Genomic DNA, 16,812 nt, shown 5'->3' with positions numbered 1-16,812 from the left:
CGTGCGGGAGCCTGCGGCCGTGGCGCGTCCGCTACCATGCCGGCGCCGGGCCCGGCACCCGCCGGCCGGCGCGGCCATCCGCCTCGCCGGGGCTCGCCCGCGGGACCTTGCCGGGAAACCTTTCCGGCCGATCTGGTGTTCGAACCGACGGGCCTCTCGCCCGCTCCACCACCGGACAGGCATGCAGATCCACCTCGACGCGGTCGGCGGCATGGCCGGCGACATGTTCGTCGCCGCCCTCCTCGACGCCTTCCCCGAGCACGCCGAGGGCGTGTCGGCAAGCGTGCGCGCCGCGAGCCGGGCGGGCGTCGCCTGCCGCGTGCTGCCCCACAACGACGGCATCCTCCAGGGCAGCCGCTTCCTGGTCTTCGGACCCGGCGCGCCCGACCCCACGCCGCAGGCCGCGCTCGCTGCGACGCACCGGCACGAGCACGGCGACCACGAGCACGGCGACCACGATCACGACCATCACGATCACGCGCATCCCGATGCGCACGGTCCGTCCCACACCCACGACCACGCAGGCGACCACGATCACCGGCCGTGGTCCGAGATCCGCGCATCGCTCGAACGGGCCGACCTCGACGCGGCGGTGCGCGGGCATGCGCTCGCGATCTTCGGCCACCTCGCCGAGGCCGAGGCGCGCGTGCACGGCATCCCGGTGGAGCGGGTCGCGTTCCACGAGGTCGGCGCCTGGGATTCGATCGCCGACATCGCCGCCGCGGCCCACCTCGTCGCCGCGCTCGGCGCCACCCGCTGGAGCGTGGGCGCCCTCCCCCTCGGCTCCGGGATGGTGCGCACGCAGCACGGCCTGCTGCCGGTGCCGGCCCCGGCGACCGCGCTACTGCTCGAAGGCTTCGCGACCCGCGACGACGGCGTGCCGGGCGAGCGGGTGACGCCGACGGGCGCCGCGATCCTGCGCCATCTCTGCGGCGGCGCCGAACCGGCGCCGACCGGCCCCCGGCGGCTCGGGCGCTCCGGCGTCGGATTCGGCACCAAGCGCCTGCCCGGCCTGAGCAACTGCGTCCGCGCCCTCGCCTTCGACGAGACGGCGCCAGTGGCGTCCCCGGAGGCGCATCCGGACCACCGCACCATCGCGGTGATCGCGTTCGAGGTCGACGACCAGTCCGGGGAGGACCTCGCCATGGGGCTCGATCGGCTACGGATGCGCGATGACGTGCTCGACGTCGTGCAGATGCCGGTCTTCGGCAAGAAGGGCCGGATGATGGCGCATGTCCGCCTGCTCGCCCGCGCCGACGCCCTCGATGCGGTGGCGGCGGCCTGCTTTTCCGAGACCGCCACGATCGGCCTGCGCCACGCGCTCGTCGACGGCCGCGCCCTGCCCCGCCGGGCCGCCACCGTCGCGGTCGCCGGCCGCGACGTGCGGGTCAAGCTCGCCGAGCGCCCGGGCGGCCGCACCGCCAAGGCCGAGGCCGACGACGCCCGCGCGGAGGGCGGCCACGCCGCCCGGACCGCCCTGCGCCGCGAGGCCGAGCGGCTCGCCCTCGACACCCCGGAGCCGAAATCGTGAGTTCGCCCCCCATCCGGCTCGAGGCCGTCCTCGTGGAGATCGGTTCCGTCGCCGTGGCGGTGAGCGGCGGCGTCGACAGCGTGACGCTGGCGGCGCTCGCCCACCGCGTCCTCGGCCCCGACGCCGCGCTGATGGTGCATGCCGCCTCTCCCGCCGTGCCGGCGGAGGCCACCGCCCGCGTCCGCGCCGAGGCGGCGCGCGCCGGCTGGAGCCTGCGGGTGATCGAGGCCGGCGAGTTCTCCGATCCCGCCTACCGCGCCAACCCGGTGAACCGCTGCTTCTTCTGCAAGACCAACCTCTACGGCGCGATTGCCCGCGTCACCGACCGGACGATGGCTTCGGGCGCCAACCTCGACGACCTCGGCGAGTACCGCCCCGGCCTCGACGCCGCGGCCGAGCACGGCGTCCGCCATCCCTACGTCGAGGCCGGCCTCGACAAGGCGGCGGTGCGGCGCCTGAGCCGCGACCTCGGCCTCGGCGCGGTGGCGGACTTGCCCTCCGCCCCCTGCCTGTCGAGCCGGGTTGAGACCGGCATCCGCATCGAGCCGGAGGTGCTGGCCTTCATCCACGCGGTCGAGCGCCGCGTCGGCGCCGCGCTGGGAGCGGGGGGGGGCGATGCTAAGCGCGCCGTGCGCTGCCGCGTGCGCGCCGCCGGGATCGTGGTCGAGCTCGACCCCACGAGCCTCGCCGCGCTCGACGGGCCCGGGCGGGGCGAGCTCGAAGGCTGGATCGCGGCGCAGGCGCCGGGACGCCTCGCTGCCGGCGCCGTCCGCTTCGAGCCCTATCGCACCGGCAGCGCCTTCCTCGTCGGCCGCGGGGTCGGGGCAGGAGCGTCGGCATGAGCGTGTCCGACGAGTTCACCCTGGACTTCGCCCGCGCCGACCGGATCGGCCTCGAGGAGGCGGTGTACTGCGCCGGCAAGTCGCCCGCGCAGGTCGACGCGATCCTCGATGCGGCGGCCGAGCGGGCGGCGCGCTTCCTCCTCACCCGCCTCGACCCGGACAAGCACGCCGCCCTGCGCGCCGTCCATCGGGAGGCGCTGGATTACTGCCCGGTCTCGCGCACGGCCGTCTTCGGCGTGGCGCGCGCGGTGGAAGGGCCGGCCCGCATCGCCGTGGTCGCCGCCGGCACCTCCGACGTGCCGGTCGCCCGCGAGGCGTTGCGGACGCTGGCCTACCAGGGCCGCGCCGCGACGCTCGTCGCCGACGTCGGCGTCGCCGGCCTGTGGCGGCTGACCCGCCGGCTGGAGGAGATCCGCGCCCATCCGGTGGTGATCTGCGTCGCCGGCATGGACGCGGCGCTGCCGAGCGTGCTCGGCGGCCTCGTCGCCGGCGCGGTGATCGGCGTGCCGACCTCGGTCGGCTACGGCGTCGCGGAGGGCGGCCGCACGGCCCTCGACGCGATGCTCGCGAGCTGCGCCCCCGGCCTCGCGGTCGTCAACATCGACAACGGCTACGGCGCGGCCTGCGCCGCCCTGCGCCTGCTCCACGCCGCCGAACGCCTCGCGGCCGCCTGAACCGACCCGTCGTCCGAACACAGGAGAATCCCATGGAACGCCGCAGCTTCCTTCAGAGCGCCGTCGTCGGCGCGGGCCTCGCCGCAGCCGGCGGAGGCGCCGCCACCGCGGCCGTCGACCCGGCGGCCCTGCCCGGCAACCGGCCGTCCGATCCCGCGAGCCTCCCCCTCGTCACCGATCCGGGCGAGCGCCGCGGCGAGATGCTCTACCGGTCCTTCGGCCGGCATTCCGACAAGATCTCGGCCATCGGCATGGGCGGGTTCCACCTCGGCAAGAGCGCGGTGACGGACGACGAGGCGACGCGGCTGATCCACCAGGGGATCGAGCGCGGCATCACCTTCATGGACAATTGCTGGGACTACAACGAGGGCCGCTCCGAGCTGCGCATGGGCGCGGCGCTGCAGGACGGCAGCCGGCGCGACAAGGTGTTCCTGATGTCCAAGATGGACGGGCGCACCAAGGAGGAGGCGACGAAGCAGATCGACGCCTCGCTGCACCGCCTGCGCACCGACCGGATCGACCTCGTCCAGCACCACGAGATCCTGCGCTACGACGACCCCGACCGGGTCTTCGCCGAGGGCGGCGCGATGGAGGCCTTCGTCGAGGCCAAGAAGGCGGGCAAGCTGCGCTACATCGGCTTCACCGGCCACAAGGACCCGCGCATCCACCTGCAGATGCTGGAGGTCGCCCACGAGCGCGGGTTCCAGTTCGATTCGGTGCAGATGCCGCTCAACGTCATGGACGCGCATTTCCGCTCGTTCGGCCACCTCGTGCTGCCCTACCTCGTCCAGAACGGCATCGCGGCGCTGGGCATGAAGACCTTCGGCGACGGCGTCATCCTGAAGAGCGACGCGCCGATCGAGCCGATCGAGTACTTGCATTTCGGCCTCAACCTGCCGGTCTCGGTGCTGATCACCGGCATCCAGAGCCAGCGCGACCTCGATCAGGCCTTCGAGGCGGTGAAGACGTTCCGGCCGATGGACAAGGCGGCGGTGGCCGAGTTGCTCGGGCGCAGCCGGCCCTACGCGCTGGAAGGCAAGTACGAGCTGTTCAAGACCAGCGCGACCTTCGACGGCACCGCCAAGAACGCGGCGTGGCTCGGGGAGGACGTCCCGGGGGTGAAGACCCTCGCCCCGACGATGGAGTGATTTTTGCCAGGGTGTCGGTGACCGCTGGCGCCCGCCGCCTATCCCTTCGATGATCGATCCGACCCTACCGTCAGGACACACCATGAAGCGCCTCGCCGCCCTCGCACTTCCCGCCCTCGTCCTGCTGCCGCAGGCGGCATTCGCCCATCCCGGCCACGGCGAGGCCGCGGGCCTCGTCCACGGCTTCCTGCACCCGGTGAGCGGGGCCGACCACGTCCTCGCTATGGTCGCGGTCGGGCTGCTCGCGGGCCTGCGGGGCGGACGGGCCCTGTGGGCGCTGCCGGCCTCCTTCCTCGCGCTGATGGCGGTGGGCGCGGGGCTCGGCATGGCCGGGTTCGCGCTGCCGCTGGCCGAGGCCGGGATCGCCCTCTCGGTCGTCGCCTTCGGCCTCGCGGCGGTGTTCGGGCTTCGGCTGCCGCTCGCCGCGCTCGGTGCCCTCGTCGGCGGCTTCGCCGTCTTCCACGGTTACGCCCACGGCGCCGAGATGCCCGAGACCGCCTCCGGCCTCGTCTACGGACTCGGCTTCCTCGCCGGCACCGCCCTGCTCCACGCCGTCGGGCTCGGCCTCGGCCTGGTCGCGGCCGGAACCCGCCGTACGGTCATGGCTCCCATGCTCGGCGGCACGGTCGCCGTCCTCGGCGTCGCGCTGCTCGCGAGCCATTTCTAAGTCGAGACCTCCGGCGGGCCAGGAACCCGCCGGAGTTTCGCCGCACGAGATCTACGGTTCATCTTTCAGGATCGCGGAGTTTTCCAAACCTCGACTGTAATCCTGCTAGTTTGGAACGATTATGATTTGAGCATGTGACGAACATGCCTCTTCCAATTTCGGCGCGGCCGGGTATGCGATGCTCCCCATGCGCGCGCACCGTCTCCTCCTCCCCCTGCTGGCCCTTCCCCTGCTCGCCGCCTCCGCGGTCGCCAAGGAGATCCCCGTCGGGCCTCACGTGACCCAGAACGGTCTCGAGGTCGCGGCGGTGTACCTGCAGCCGATCGAGATGGACCCGCCCGACATGATGCGCGCGGCGGCGCAGTCCGACCTGCACCTCGAGGCCGACATCCGCGCGGCCAAGGACAACCGCAACGGGTTCGCCGAGGGCGACTTCGTGCCCTTCCTGGCCGTCACCTTCGAGGTGGTGAAGCTCGACGGCGACAAGCCCACCGACCAGAAGGTGGCGGGCGCGCTGATGGGCATGGTCGCCAACGACGGCCCGCATTACGGCGACAACGTCAAGCTGTTCGGGCCCGGGCGCTACCGCCTGAAGCTCACCGTGGCGCCCCCCGGGCCGCACGCGCATTTCGGCCGCCACGTCGACAAGGAAACCGGGGTGGCCGAGTGGTTCAAGCCGTTCGACGTCACCCAGGACTTCACCTTCGCCGGCATCGGCAAGAAGGGCGCGTATTGAGGATGCGGACAGCGACCAGCCTCCTCGCCCTCTGCGCGCTCCTCCTCGCACCGCTCGCGGCGCGCGCCGACGACATGCCGGTGATCAAGGTCGAGATGAAGGACGGGGTGATCCTTCCCGCGATCATCGAGGTTCCGGCCAAGACCCGCTTCAAGCTGGAGATCTCGAACACCGGCGCCTCGCCGGTGGAGTTCGAAAGCCTCGAGCTGAAGCGCGAGAAGGCGCTCGCCGCCGGCTCGACCTCGTCGATCATCTTCCGCACCCTCGATCCGGGCAGCTACGACGTCTTCGACGACTTCCATCCGGAGGCGAAGGCGACGCTGGTGGCCAAGGATCCGGTGGCGAAGTAGCCGGTGGCCGGCGCGACCCTCAGCCCCGGCCGGGAGGCCTGGATCGACGCACGCCTCGCCGCCTTCGGCGACTGGCTCCGCCGGCACGGCGGCGTGCTGCGCGGCATCCAGTGGGTTGTGGTCGGCGTCTACGTCGTGCTCGTCGCCGTGCCCGCCTTCCTGCCGCTGCCGGACCGCTCCGCGCACCTCTGGTCGAACCTGACGCTGCTGGCGCAGTTCGCGTTCTGGGGCGTCTGGTGGCCGTTCGTGCTGGTCAGCATGGTGGTGGCCGGCCGCGCATGGTGCGGGGTCCTGTGCCCCGAAGGCACGCTCACCGAGTTCGCCAGCCGCTGGAGCCTCGGCCGCGCCGTGCCGCGCTGGATCACCTGGGGTGGATGGCCGTTCCTGGCGTTCGCCGGCACTACGGTCTACGGCCAGATGGTCAGCGTCTACGGCTACCCGAAGCCGGTGCTCGCCGTGCTTGGCGGCTCGACCGTGGCGGCGATCCTCGTCGGCGCCGTCTACGGGCGCAACAAGCGGGTGTGGTGCCGCTACCTCTGCCCGGTCAACGGCGTGTTCGCGGTGCTCTCGAAGCTCGCGCCGGTGAGCTTCCAGGTCGACGGCGCCGCCTGGAGCGCCTCGCCGAAGCCGCTCCGGGCCGACGGCTTCAACTGCGCGCCGCTCGTGGCGGTCAAGACCATGCGGGGATCGGGCGCCTGCCACATGTGCGGGCGCTGCAGCGGCTATCGCGGGGCCGTGCGTCTCGCCCGCCGCTCGCCCAACCACGAGATCGTGCACGTGGCCGGCGACGAGCCGTCGCTCGACCAGACCGTGCTGATCCTGTTCGGCATGATGGGTCTCGCCGTCGGCGCGTTCCAGTGGTCGTCGAGCCCCTGGTACGTCGACGGCAAGCAGTGGCTCGCCACCTGGCTGATCGAGCGCGGCGTGACTTGGCCGCTGGAGACCTCGGCGCCGTGGTTCGTGCTGACGAACTACCCCGAGCACAACGACGTGCTCACCCTCCTCGACGGCGCGATGCTGCTCGCCTACGTCGGCGCCGCCTGCCTCGGGATCGGCTTGGCGCTCACCGCGCTGGTGGCGCTGGCCACCCGCGCGGCCGGGCCGTGGTCGATGACCCGGTTCCACCACCTGACGCAGGCGCTGATCCCGATCGCCGGCTGCGGCGTCTTCCTCGGCCTCTCGGCGCTCACGGTCTCGTTCCTGCGTGGCGAAGGCATCGCCCTGCCCTACGTGAACGAGGTCCGCGCCGGCCTGCTCGCCGGGGCGAGCCTGTGGAGCCTGTGGCTGGCTTGGCGGATCGCCGGGCTGTCGGCCGCCGGCCCGCGCCGGGTCGCGGCCACCCTCTGCATCGGCGCCGCAGCCGGCCTCGCGGTCGCGAACTGGGCGCTTCTCTTCTGGATCTGGTAGCGCGCGCGCTTCCTCAACGCGAAAGCCGGGATATCCGCATGATCGGAGCCTTCGTCATCGCCTTCCGCGAGGTCATCGAGGCGGGCCTCATCATCTCGATCGTGCTGGCGGCCACCCGCGGCATCCCCGGGCGCGGCCGCTGGGTCGCCCTCGGCATCGTCGGGGGCCTGGCCGGCGCCGCCCTCGTCGCGCTGTTCGCGGAGAAGATCTCGGACGCGTTCGAGGGCGCGGGGCAGGACCTGCTCAACGCCGCCGTGCTGATCGTCGCCGTGCTGATGCTGGTCTGGCACAACACCTGGATGGCGGCCCACGGACGCGAGCTCGCCGGCGAATTGCGGGCGGCGGGCGAGGCGGTCCGCTCCGGGCGGCGCACCGCGGCGGCGCTGGCGCTGGTCGTCGGCGCGGCGATCCTGCGCGAGGGCGCCGAGCTCGTGCTGTTCCTCTACGGCCTCGTGGCCTCCGGCGCGTCGGGCGCCGACCTGCAGGCCGGGGCGCTGGCCGGCGTCGGCGCGGGCGTCGTGCTCTCGGGCATCAGCTATTTCGGCCTCGCCTCGATTCCGAGCCGCTACGTGTTCTCGGTGACGAGCGCGCTGATCATCTTCCTCGCCGCCGGCCTCGCGGCGCAGGCGGCGCAGTTCCTGTCGAACGCCGGGATCGTCACCGGGCTCGACCAGATCCTATGGAACTCGTCCGGCCTGATCCCGGAGAACGGCTGGCCGGGCCGCGTGCTGCACGCGCTGGTCGGCTACACCGACCGCCCGACCGTGCTCCAGGGCATCGTCTACGTCGGGACGATCCTGGTGATGGTCGGACTGATGCAGATGACCGCCCAGAACAAGCGCCGGGCGCTGCGCACCGCCTGATTCGATCGCCCGGTCTATCCGGCCGGACGGTCCCTCCTCGCCATCGCGGGCTCGCCTTCGGCGCCCCGGGATGACCGGGCGGGTGCAGAGCAAACAAAAAGCCCGCCGCGATCGGATCGCGGCGGGCTTTCTCGTGCCGGGCTCCCTGTGCGGGAGCGGGCGGATCACTCGGCGGCGGGGGCGGCCTTCGCCTTGTCGGCCTTCGCCTTGTCGGCCTTGGAGACCTTGTTCTTGTCTGTGCGCTCGGCGATGCGGGCGGACTTACCGCGGCGGTCGCGCAGGTAGTACAGCTTGGCCCGGCGCACCTTGCCGCGGCGGACGACCTTGATCGAATCGATCAAGGGGCCGTGGACCGGGAACAGGCGCTCGACGCCCTCGCCGTAGGAGATCTTGCGGACGGTGAAGCTCTCGTTGAGCCCGCCGCCGGAGCGCGCGATCACCACGCCCTCGTAGGCCTGGACGCGGGTGCGCTCGCCTTCCTTGACCTTGACGTTCACGATCACCGTGTCGCCGGGCTGGAAATCGGGGATGGTCTTGTTGAGTCGAGCGACTTCTTCCTGCTCGAGCTGCTGGATGATGTTCATGAATAGCTCCGGCCGTCGCGCCGCGCCGCCCCGGATGGGCTTGCGGGCGTCAGGATTTCGGCATCCTGTTTTGAGTTGGCGCCGCGATACACCAAGTGCCCGCGCTTGTCGATTGCCGGCCCTGGTTGAGAAAATCACGTTCGCGGTCCACATGGAGGGCGGCGCGCATGCGCCGTTCCCGGCCGGCCTTGAACCGGCGCAGCGGACGAGGATTGTGTCAGATATGTTCATCCAGACCGAAGCGACCCCGAACCCCGCCACCCTGAAGTTCCTGCCCGGCCGGGTGGTGCTGCAAGAGGGCACCTTCGAGGCCAAGGATGCGGAGGGCGCCGCCCGCTCGCCGCTGGCGCAGCGCCTGTTCGACGTGCCCGGCGTCGCCGGCGTGTATTTCGGCCACGACTTCATCTCCGTGACCAAGGCCGACGGCGTGAACGAGTGGCCGCAGGTCAAGCCGGCGCTGCTCGGCGCGATCATGGAGCACTTCCAGTCCGGCGTTCCGGTGATGGCGGAAGGCGCGACGCAAGCCGAGGACGACGCGGAGGAGTTCTACGACGCGGCCGACCACGACACCGTGGTGACGATCAAGGACCTGCTCGAGACCCGCGTGCGCCCGGCGGTGGCTGGCGACGGCGGCGACATCACCTTCCGCGGGTACAAGGAGGGCGTCGTCTACCTGGAGATGAAGGGCGCCTGCTCCGGCTGCCCCTCCTCCACCGCGACGCTCCGGCACGGCGTGCAGAACCTGTTCAAGCACTTCCTGCCGGAGATCCGCGAAGTCCAGGCGGTCTGAGGCGGCCGGGCGCTTCCACCCGAAGCGCCCGTCACCCGAAGCACCCGTCACCCGAAGCGCCCGTGCAACACCTGCGCCCGAACCGCTCCGCGACGGCCGCCCCGCACTGACGGGCGCGGCCGTTTTGCCTTAGGCTCGCCCCTTCCTTCACAGGGTGAGCGGGAGCGAAGCCCCGGCGAACGGGAGTGGGCGTGCATATCCTGGCCATCGACACGGCACTCGAGCTCTGCTCGGCCTGCGTCGCCACCGAGACGACCGACGGCGTCGACCTGCTCGCGCAGGAATCGATGACGCTGGCCCGCGGCCACGCCGAGGCGCTGCTGCCCCTCGTCGAGCGGGTGATGGCCCGGTTCGCGGGCGGGTTCGAGGGCCTGTCGCGCGTCGCCGTCACCGTCGGCCCCGGCAGCTACACCGGCCTGCGCGTCGGCCTGTCGGCGGCCCGCGCCGTCGGCCTCGCCGCGAACATTCCCGTCGTCGGCGTCACCACCCTGTCGGCGCTGCTCGCGCCGCAGCTGGCGCTGAACGGCGACGGCCTGGTCGCCGCCGCGATCGATGCCCGCCACGGCGCGGTCTACCTCCAGGCGATGAGCGCGGGCGAGGGGATCGTCGTGCCGCCGACGCACCTGCTTCTCGAGGAGGCCGCCGACCGGCTCGGGGCCGGCCCGGTCATCCTCGTCGGCTCCGGCGCCGCATCGCTGGCGGCGGTGCTCCGCGCCCGAGGCGTCGCGGTGACGGTCGCGGGCGCCGCCGGCCCCGACATCGCCTGGGTCGCCTCGCTCGGCCTGGTCGCCGACCCGGCCCACGCCCTGCCCCGGCCGATGTACCTGCGCGGGGCCGACGCCCAGCCGCAGGACCGCGCGCGGATCGCCCGGCGATGACCCGCCCGGTCTCGCCCTTCTGGCCGCTGGAATGGTGGCTCGCCTGGTGGGAGGCCTGGGGCCCCGAGCCCTACGTCGCCCCCTTGCGCGAGGCCGACCAGGCGCGGACGCTGGCGCGTCTCCACGCCACCGCCTTCGCGCGGCCCTGGGACGCGCACGAGTTCGAGCGGATGCTGTGCGAGCGCGCGACGCAGGGGCACGCCCTGTGGCGCGCCGGCGCGATGCAGGGCTTCGTCCTGTCCCGCAAGGTCGCGGACGAGGCGGAGATCCTCACCGTCGTGCTGGCGCCCTCCGCCCGCGGCGGGGGCCTGAGCCACCGGCTGCTGCGCGAGCACCTCGGGCACCTGGCGCTGATCGGTGTCGCGCACGTCCACCTGGAGGTCGACGAGGGCAACGCCCCCGCGCTCAGGCTCTACGCCCGGCACGGCTTCACGCAGGTCGGCACGCGGACCGGCTACTACGCGCAGGCCGACGGCAGCCGCGCGACTGCGCTGACCATGCGGGCCGACCTGACGTGAGCGGCCGGTGACGCGCGTCGGGGTGGCCCTGCGGCTGGTCGTCTGCGCGTTGGCCTTCGCGCTGCTCGCCGGGCCGCACTGGCTGGCCCTGCGCTTCGGCGAGCGCCGCGGATGGGGCCTCGCGCCCGCCCTGTTCCACCGGGTGTTCCTGGCCCTGTTCTCGGTGCAGGTGACGCAGAGCGGCACCCCGCCCCGCCCCGGCGAGGCCGCCCTGGTGCTCGCCAACCACGTCTCCTGGCTCGACATCATCGCCATCGGCTCGCTGCGGCCGCTCTCGTTCGTGGCGAAGTCCGAGATCGCCGGCTGGCCGGTCGTCGGCACGCTCGCCGCCCTCCAGCGCACGGTGTTCATCGACCGGGCGCGGCGGGGCGCCACCGCCACCGTCAACGCCGCGATCGGCGACCGGCTGGCGCGGGGCGAGCTCGTGGTGCTGTTCGCCGAGGGCACCACCGGCGACGGCACCCGCCTGCTGCCGTTCCGCTCCTCGCTCGTCGGCGCGGCGCGGGCCGCGATCCAGGCCGAGACCGACCGCATCCGCCTGCAGCCGCTGGCGATCACCTATCCGCGCCGCAACGGCCTGCCCGTCGGCCGGGTCGAGCGCCCCGAGATCGCCTGGTACGGCGACATGGACCTCGCCCCCCACCTCGCCCTGTTCTTCGAGAAGGGGCCGATCGACGTCCACGTGGTCTGGGGTCAGCCGATCGCCTTCGAGGCCGGCACCGACCGCAAGGCCGTCACCGCCCAGGCCGAGGCGGCGGTGCGCGCCGCGATGAAGGGCGCAGGGTCGGCGCCGGGCCCTGCGGCGACGGTGGGACCCGCCCCCGCCCGGCCGCTCGCCGGGCTCCCGGATGGCACGGCGGCGGCCTGATCCCGTCAGGCCGGCTCGGACGCGTGCGGCACGGTCGCCGTCAGCCGCAGGTTCATCGCCTTCAGGACGCGCACCGTCGTGTCGAGGCTCGGGTTGCCGTCCTCGGAGAGCGCCTTGTAAAGGCTCTCGCGCGATAGCCCGGAGGTGCGGGCGATCCGCGTCATGCCGCGCGCGCGGGCGGCGACGCCGAGGGCGTGCCGGAAGAGCGCCGTGTCTCCCTCCTCGAAGGCCGCGGTGAGGTACTCCGCCAGCGCCTCGTCGGTCTCCAGGTAGTCGGCGGAATCGTAGGGCTGCGTCTCGGTCATGCGCCGTCTCCGTCCTGCAGGCCCGCCGCCAGGGCCTTGGCCTGCACGATGTCGCGTTGCTGGCTGCTCTTGTCCCCGCCGCAGAGCAGAACGATCAGGGCCTCGCCGCGGCGGACGAACTACAGGCGATAGCCCGGCCCGACATCGACGCGCAGCTCGCTCACCCCGGAGCCGACCGGTTTCGCATCGCCGGCGTTTCCCGCGGCGAGCCGGTCGATCCGGATCGCGATGCGGGCCTTGGCGCACTGATCCCGCAAGGCGCGCAGCCAAGCGTCGAAACCAGCCGTACGGCGGATGCGGATCATCATCTTTTGTATTCTATAGGATACGGTCTTGCAAGCGTTTGGGCCGGGTCGCGACGGCACGGCCGATCTATGGTAGACGCGTTCCGCCTCGGCGGCGGAGATGCTCGCGCGCCGTATCCCAAGGAACCCGGGACCCGACGCGGTGTCGAAAAAAGCCTTCGTCAAATCCTACGGCTGCCAGATGAACGCCTACGACGCCGCCCGCATGGCGGACGTCTTGGCCGAGCAGGGGTTCTCCGCCACCGACCACGTCGAGGAGGCGGACGTGGTGGTGCTCAACACTTGCCACATCCGCGAGAAGGCGGCCGAGAAGGTCTATTCCGAGCTCGGGCGCCTGCGCGTGCTCAAGGATGCGCGCCAGCTCGAAGGCCGCGACACCCGCATCGTCGTCGCCGGCTGCGTGGCGCAGGCCGAGGGCGCCGAGATCCTGCACCGCGCGCCCGTCGTCGATGTGGTGGTCGGCCCGCAGAGCTACCATCGCCTGCCGGACCTGCTGGCCCGCTCGCACGCCAAGCGCGTGGTCGACACCGAATTCCCCGTCGAGGACAAGTTCGACCACCTGCCGGCGCGGCGCACCGCGGGCGTCTCCGCCTTCCTCACGGTGCAGGAGGGCTGCGACAAGTTCTGCGCGTTCTGCGTCGTGCCCTACACCCGCGGCGCCGAGGTCTCGCGCTCGATCGCGGCGGTCGTGGCGGAGGCGGAAAGGCTCGCCGCCGGCGGGGTCCGCGAGATCGGCCTCGTCGGCCAGAACGTGAACGCCTACCACGGGCTCGCCAGCGATGGCGGGACCGCGACGCTCTCCGACCTGATCCGGGCGGTGGCGCGCGTGCCCGGCATCGCCCGCATCCGCTACACCACGAGCCACCCCAACGACATGGGCGACGACCTGATCGCGGCGCATGCCGAGATCCCGGCCCTGATGCCCTACCTCCACCTGCCGGTGCAGTCGGGCTCCGACCGCATCCTCGCGGCGATGAACCGCAAGCATACCGGCGACGCCTACCGGCGGATCATCGACCGGGTCCGCAAGGTCCGTCCCGACATCGCCCTGTCCTCGGACTTCATCGTCGGCTTCCCCGGCGAGACCGACGCCGAGTTCGCCGACACGATGCGTCTCGTTTCCGATGTCGGGTTCGAGAGCGCCTACTCCTTCAAGTACAGCCCGCGCCCCGGCACGCCGGCCGCCGAGCGCGCCGACGCGGTGCCGGAGGACGTCATGACCGCCCGCCTCCATGCGCTGCAGGCGCTGCTCGATGCGCAGCGCCACGCGTTCCAGCGCGCGGCGGTGGGCCAGGTGGTCGAGGTCCTGGTCGAAAAGGTCGGCCGCCGGCCGGGTCAGGTCGCGGGCAAGACGCCGCACCTGCTCGCCGTTCAGTTCGACGCCCCCACCTCCTGCATCGGGCGGATCGTGCCAGTGCGCGTCGTCGAGGCGGGGACCAACAGCCTGTTCGGCGAGGCGATCGAGGCCGCCGCGGCGGCGTGATCCCGGATCGCGCTGCGCGATCCGGCCCCCGCGACCGTGGGACGGCGGCAATCCGCCGGGTCTCATGGGCTCCTGCCCACGAGGCTCGGCATGAGCGATGAAGGGAGTGTTCGTGGCGTCATTCGACGGAACGGCCGGGCGCGGTGGCCCCTTGCGCGGGCGCGGGCCCGCCGCGCGGCCGGTCGGCCCCGGCGCTGTCCACGACGAGCCGGTCGAGGTCGCGCTGACCTTCGACGACAACCGCCTCGCGAGTCTCGTCTTCGGCCAGTACGACCAGAACGTCGCGCATGTCGAGCGGCGGCTGGAGGTGACGGCCACCGCGCTCGGCAACCACCTCGTGCTCAAGGGCTCGGCCGACGCCACCGAGCGCGCCCGCCGGGTGTTCGAGAAGCTCTACGCCCGGGTGCGGACCGGCGGCGGCACCCTGACGCTCGGCGACGTAGACGGCGCGATCCAGGAGGCCACCGTCCAGGGCCAGCTGTTTCCGGCGGCCGTGGTCGCCGCCGAGCCCGACCGGCCGCATTTCGAGCAGATCGCCACGCGCAAGCGCGGCGCGGTCCGCGCCCGGAACGCCGCGCAGGACGCCTACATCAAGGCCCTGCGCGCCAACGAGCTCGTCTTCGCCGAGGGGCCGGCCGGCACCGGCAAGACCTGGCTCGCGGTCGGCCACGCGGTCTCGCTGCTGGAGCAGGGGCACGCCGAGCGGCTGATCCTCTCGCGCCCTGCGGTCGAGGCCGGCGAGCGCCTCGGGTTCCTCCCCGGCGACATGCGCGACAAGGTCGATCCCTATCTCCGCCCGATCTACGACGCGCTCTACGACTTCATGGAGGCGCGCCACGTCGATCGCGGCCTGCAGACCGGGGTGATCGAGATCGCGCCGCTGGCCTTCATGCGCGGGCGCACGCTCACCAACGCGATCGTGCTGCTCGACGAGGCGCAGAACACCACTTCGATGCAGATGAAGATGTTCCTGACCCGGCTCGGCGAGAACTCCCGGATGATCGTCACCGGCGATCCGAGCCAGGTCGACCTGCCGCCGGGGCAGAAGTCGGGTCTCGTGGAGGCGGTGAAGGTGCTCGACGGCGTCGAGGGCATCGGCCGCATCACCTTCCGCGACGTGGACGTGGTCCGCCACGACCTCGTGCGCCGCATCGTCACCGCCTACGAGGGCGCGGCCCACGGCGAGGCGGATGCCGACCGCAACCCGAATCCGCGCCGCCGGCCGCTCGCGTGATGCCGCACGAGATCGACGTCGCGGTCGAGGACGCGCGCTGGGACGACGCGGTCCCCGGGCTCGAGGCCTTCGTGATCCGCGTCGTCGAGGCCGGACTCGCGGCGGCGCCCGATTCGCCCGCCGGCCCGGTCGAGGTCAGCGTCCTGCTCGCCGACGACGCGACCGTGCAGGACCTCAACCGGACCTGGCGGGGCAAGGACATGCCCACCAACGTGCTGTCGTTTCCGGCTGCCCCGCAGCCGGCGCAACCCGGCCTCGCGCGGCCGCTCGGCGACGTCGTTCTTGCGTACGACACGTTGGTGCGCGAAAGTGCCGAGCAGTCGAAGCCGCTCGCCCACCACATCGCGCACCTCCTGGTCCATGGCACCCTCCACCTGCTCGGCCAGGACCACGAGACCGGCGACGCGGACGCCGACGCCATGGAGGCCCTGGAGGTCGCGGCGCTCGCGACCCTCGGCGTGCCGGACCCTTACGCGGAACCCGTGGCCGGCTGAGCGGCGACGCCCCAAACGATCCCAGACACGAGAGACATGACCCACGATCGAAGTCGCGGCGCGGCCCAGGCCGCGCTCAGTTCCAACGAGGCGGAATCGGGTGCGCGCGAGCCCTGGTACGACCGTCTCCTCCAGGTGCTGCACCTGAAACCGCGCGATTCCCTGCGCGGCGACATCGAAGACGCCCTGGCCGAGCCTGATTCGGGCGAGAACGCGTTCTCGCCGCTCGAGCGCGCCATGCTCAAGAACGTGCTCGGGCTGCACAAGGTGCGCGTCGACGACGTGATGATCCCGCGGGCCGATATCGTCGCGGTCTCGGTCGAGACCGGCCTCGGCGACCTGCTCAAGCTGTTCCGCACCGCAGGCCATTCCCGCCTGCCGGTCTACGGCGAGACGCTCGACGACCCGCGCGGCATGGTCCACATCCGCGACTTCGTCGATCACATCGCGGCGCGCGCCGAGGCCGCCCCGCGCCGGAGCACCGCTCAAACGAACGGCGTTGTGCAACCCGTTGCGGGCGAGGAGCCCGTCGACGCGCCCAAGCCCGCCCCGCGGGTGCGCAAGTCGCCGGGCCGGGCGCTCCGCACGCTCAACCTCGGCAACGTCGACCTCACCGCGACGCTCGCCTCCACCCGGATCCAGCGGCCGGTCCTGTTCGTGCCGCCCTCGATGCCGGCGATCGACCTGCTGGTGCGGATGCAGGCCACCCGCACCCACATGGCGCTCGTCATCGACGAGTACGGCGGCACCGATGGGCTGATCTCGATCGAGGACCTGATCGAGATGGTCGTCGGCGACATCGAGGACGAGCACGACGTGGTGGAGGGCCGCCTGGTGCAGCGCCTGGAGGGCGAGGCCGAGGTGTTCGTGGCCGACGCCCGCGCGCCGCTCGCCGAGGTGTCCGAGGCCACCGGCGTCGACCTCGTCGCGGCGGTGGGCGAGATGGCCGAGGAGATCGACACGATCGGCGGCATGATCGTGACGCTGGCCGGCCGCGTGCCCTCGCGCGGCGAGCTCATCACCGGCCCGGGCGACCTCGAGTTCGAGGTGCTCGACGCCGACCCGCGCCGACTGAAGCGCCTGCGCTTCCAGCGCGGCCCCGCCCGCATCGCCGCGTCCGCGGTGCCGCTCGCCC

At 72.5% G+C, this 16,812-nt stretch carries 19 protein-coding genes and 1 pseudogene; 17 read left to right on the top strand and 3 right to left on the bottom strand.

From position 1 onward, the window contains the following. The first annotated feature begins 181 nt into the window (after positions 1 to 181). From FV234_RS12975 to FV234_RS12935, 9 genes are all read left to right on the top strand, one after another. Positions 182 to 1,531, top strand: a complete 1,350-nt coding sequence (locus FV234_RS12975; RefSeq protein ID WP_147829657.1) for a LarC family nickel insertion protein — start codon at positions 182 to 184, stop codon at positions 1,529 to 1,531. Next, positions 1,528 to 2,373, top strand: coding sequence for an adenine nucleotide alpha hydrolase (locus tag FV234_RS12970; protein ID WP_246686187.1), 846 nt, complete (start codon positions 1,528 to 1,530; stop codon positions 2,371 to 2,373). The genes FV234_RS12975 and FV234_RS12970 overlap by 4 nt, the downstream gene beginning before the upstream one ends. Further along, positions 2,370 to 3,047, top strand: a complete 678-nt coding sequence (larB, locus tag FV234_RS12965) for a nickel pincer cofactor biosynthesis protein LarB (RefSeq protein ID WP_147754832.1) — start codon at positions 2,370 to 2,372, stop codon at positions 3,045 to 3,047. Before FV234_RS12970 ends, larB begins: the two co-directional genes overlap by 4 nt. A gap of 32 nt (positions 3,048 to 3,079) precedes the next feature. Continuing rightward, on the top strand, positions 3,080 to 4,195 hold the full coding sequence (locus FV234_RS12960; RefSeq protein ID WP_147764388.1) for an aldo/keto reductase: 1,116 nt from the start codon (positions 3,080 to 3,082) through the stop codon (positions 4,193 to 4,195). Between the two features lie 82 nt (positions 4,196 to 4,277). After that, positions 4,278 to 4,862 carry a HupE/UreJ family protein gene (locus FV234_RS12955; RefSeq protein WP_147754581.1) on the top strand — a complete coding sequence of 195 codons (585 nt, stop codon included), beginning with the start codon at positions 4,278 to 4,280 and terminating at the stop codon, positions 4,860 to 4,862. Between the two features lie 187 nt (positions 4,863 to 5,049). Continuing rightward, on the top strand, positions 5,050 to 5,598 hold the full coding sequence (locus tag FV234_RS12950) for an iron transporter (RefSeq protein WP_238272109.1): 549 nt from the start codon (positions 5,050 to 5,052) through the stop codon (positions 5,596 to 5,598). Positions 5,599 to 5,600: 2 nt separating this feature from the next. Continuing rightward, positions 5,601 to 5,948, top strand: a complete 348-nt coding sequence (locus FV234_RS12945; protein WP_147754579.1) for a cupredoxin domain-containing protein — start codon at positions 5,601 to 5,603, stop codon at positions 5,946 to 5,948. A gap of 3 nt (positions 5,949 to 5,951) precedes the next feature. Further along, complete coding sequence (locus FV234_RS12940; protein WP_147754578.1) at positions 5,952 to 7,355, top strand: 4Fe-4S binding protein; 1,404 nt, start codon at positions 5,952 to 5,954, stop codon at positions 7,353 to 7,355. 38 nt (positions 7,356 to 7,393) lie between these two features. Beyond that, positions 7,394 to 8,218 (top strand): FTR1 family protein, encoded by an 825-nt coding sequence (locus FV234_RS12935; RefSeq protein ID WP_147764392.1) that lies wholly within the window; start codon positions 7,394 to 7,396, stop codon positions 8,216 to 8,218. A 164-nt stretch (positions 8,219 to 8,382) separates the two neighbouring features. Here FV234_RS12935 and rplS read toward each other — a convergent pair whose 3' ends face one another. Beyond that, positions 8,383 to 8,802, bottom strand: coding sequence for a 50S ribosomal protein L19 (gene rplS / locus FV234_RS12930; protein ID WP_147754160.1), 420 nt, complete (start codon positions 8,800 to 8,802; stop codon positions 8,383 to 8,385). A 223-nt stretch (positions 8,803 to 9,025) separates the two neighbouring features. On the opposite strand from rplS, the gene FV234_RS12925 reads away from it, so the two are divergent. From FV234_RS12925 to FV234_RS12910, 4 genes are all read left to right on the top strand, one after another. Next, complete coding sequence (locus FV234_RS12925; RefSeq protein ID WP_147754159.1) at positions 9,026 to 9,592, top strand: NifU family protein; 567 nt, start codon at positions 9,026 to 9,028, stop codon at positions 9,590 to 9,592. 191 nt (positions 9,593 to 9,783) lie between these two features. Further along, positions 9,784 to 10,470: a tRNA (adenosine(37)-N6)-threonylcarbamoyltransferase complex dimerization subunit type 1 TsaB gene (gene tsaB, locus FV234_RS12920; protein ID WP_147754158.1), complete on the top strand. Its 687-nt coding sequence runs from the start codon at positions 9,784 to 9,786 to the stop codon at positions 10,468 to 10,470. Beyond that, on the top strand, positions 10,467 to 10,988 hold the full coding sequence (locus FV234_RS12915) for a GNAT family N-acetyltransferase (protein ID WP_147754157.1): 522 nt from the start codon (positions 10,467 to 10,469) through the stop codon (positions 10,986 to 10,988). The genes tsaB and FV234_RS12915 overlap by 4 nt, the downstream gene beginning before the upstream one ends. A 7-nt stretch (positions 10,989 to 10,995) precedes the next feature. After that, the gene (locus tag FV234_RS12910) at positions 10,996 to 11,856 is read left to right on the top strand and encodes a lysophospholipid acyltransferase family protein (RefSeq protein WP_147829655.1); all 861 of its coding nucleotides are present in this window, start codon (positions 10,996 to 10,998) and stop codon (positions 11,854 to 11,856) included. 5 nt (positions 11,857 to 11,861) lie between these two features. On the opposite strand, the gene FV234_RS12905 is transcribed toward FV234_RS12910, so the two are convergent. Then, complete coding sequence (locus FV234_RS12905; protein WP_147754155.1) at positions 11,862 to 12,161, bottom strand: addiction module antidote protein; 300 nt, start codon at positions 12,159 to 12,161, stop codon at positions 11,862 to 11,864. Beyond that, positions 12,158 to 12,466 (bottom strand): annotated as a pseudogene (locus FV234_RS12900) (type II toxin-antitoxin system RelE/ParE family toxin). The gene FV234_RS12905 and the pseudogene FV234_RS12900 overlap by 4 nt, the downstream one beginning before the upstream one ends. Before the next feature lie 100 nt (positions 12,467 to 12,566). On the opposite strand from FV234_RS12900, the gene miaB reads away from it, so the two are divergent. The 4 genes from miaB to FV234_RS12880 form a co-directional block, all read left to right on the top strand. Beyond that, on the top strand, positions 12,567 to 13,949 hold the full coding sequence (gene miaB / locus FV234_RS12895; RefSeq protein WP_147754154.1) for a tRNA (N6-isopentenyl adenosine(37)-C2)-methylthiotransferase MiaB: 1,383 nt from the start codon (positions 12,567 to 12,569) through the stop codon (positions 13,947 to 13,949). 151 nt (positions 13,950 to 14,100) lie between these two features. After that, a complete protein-coding gene (locus FV234_RS12890) occupies positions 14,101 to 15,183 on the top strand; it encodes a PhoH family protein (RefSeq protein ID WP_246686188.1) in 1,083 nt (360 codons plus the stop codon). After that, complete coding sequence (gene ybeY / locus FV234_RS12885; protein WP_187273671.1) at positions 15,183 to 15,677, top strand: rRNA maturation RNase YbeY; 495 nt, start codon at positions 15,183 to 15,185, stop codon at positions 15,675 to 15,677. Before FV234_RS12890 ends, ybeY begins: the two co-directional genes overlap by 1 nt. 36 nt (positions 15,678 to 15,713) lie before the next feature. Continuing rightward, a partial coding sequence (locus FV234_RS12880) for a hemolysin family protein (protein WP_147829653.1) occupies positions 15,714 to 16,812 on the top strand: 1,099 nt, incomplete at its 3' end.

This window comes from Methylobacterium sp. WL8, assembly GCF_008040045.1.
Lineage (GTDB): Bacteria > Pseudomonadota > Alphaproteobacteria > Rhizobiales > Beijerinckiaceae > Methylobacterium > Methylobacterium cerastii.
Note: the sequence above shows the minus strand (reverse complement) of the source record. Positions and strands in the feature narration are given on the sequence as shown.

Coding starts and splice junctions, on each gene's coding strand:
- ybeY (WP_187273671.1), top strand. CDS start 15,183: ATGCCGCACGAGATCGACGTCGCGGTCGAGGACGCGCGCTGGGACGAC.
- FV234_RS12960 (WP_147764388.1), top strand. CDS start 3,080: ATGGAACGCCGCAGCTTCCTTCAGAGCGCCGTCGTCGGCGCGGGCCTC.
- larB (WP_147754832.1), top strand. CDS start 2,370: ATGAGCGTGTCCGACGAGTTCACCCTGGACTTCGCCCGCGCCGACCGG.
- FV234_RS12945 (WP_147754579.1), top strand. CDS start 5,601: ATGCGGACAGCGACCAGCCTCCTCGCCCTCTGCGCGCTCCTCCTCGCA.
- FV234_RS12905 (WP_147754155.1), bottom strand. CDS start 12,161: ATGACCGAGACGCAGCCCTACGATTCCGCCGACTACCTGGAGACCGAC.
- FV234_RS12925 (WP_147754159.1), top strand. CDS start 9,026: ATGTTCATCCAGACCGAAGCGACCCCGAACCCCGCCACCCTGAAGTTC.
- FV234_RS12975 (WP_147829657.1), top strand. CDS start 182: ATGCAGATCCACCTCGACGCGGTCGGCGGCATGGCCGGCGACATGTTC.
- rplS (WP_147754160.1), bottom strand. CDS start 8,802: ATGAACATCATCCAGCAGCTCGAGCAGGAAGAAGTCGCTCGACTCAAC.
- FV234_RS12915 (WP_147754157.1), top strand. CDS start 10,467: ATGACCCGCCCGGTCTCGCCCTTCTGGCCGCTGGAATGGTGGCTCGCC.
- miaB (WP_147754154.1), top strand. CDS start 12,567: ATGCTCGCGCGCCGTATCCCAAGGAACCCGGGACCCGACGCGGTGTCG.
- FV234_RS12955 (WP_147754581.1), top strand. CDS start 4,278: ATGAAGCGCCTCGCCGCCCTCGCACTTCCCGCCCTCGTCCTGCTGCCG.
- FV234_RS12935 (WP_147764392.1), top strand. CDS start 7,394: ATGATCGGAGCCTTCGTCATCGCCTTCCGCGAGGTCATCGAGGCGGGC.
- FV234_RS12950 (WP_238272109.1), top strand. CDS start 5,050: ATGCGCGCGCACCGTCTCCTCCTCCCCCTGCTGGCCCTTCCCCTGCTC.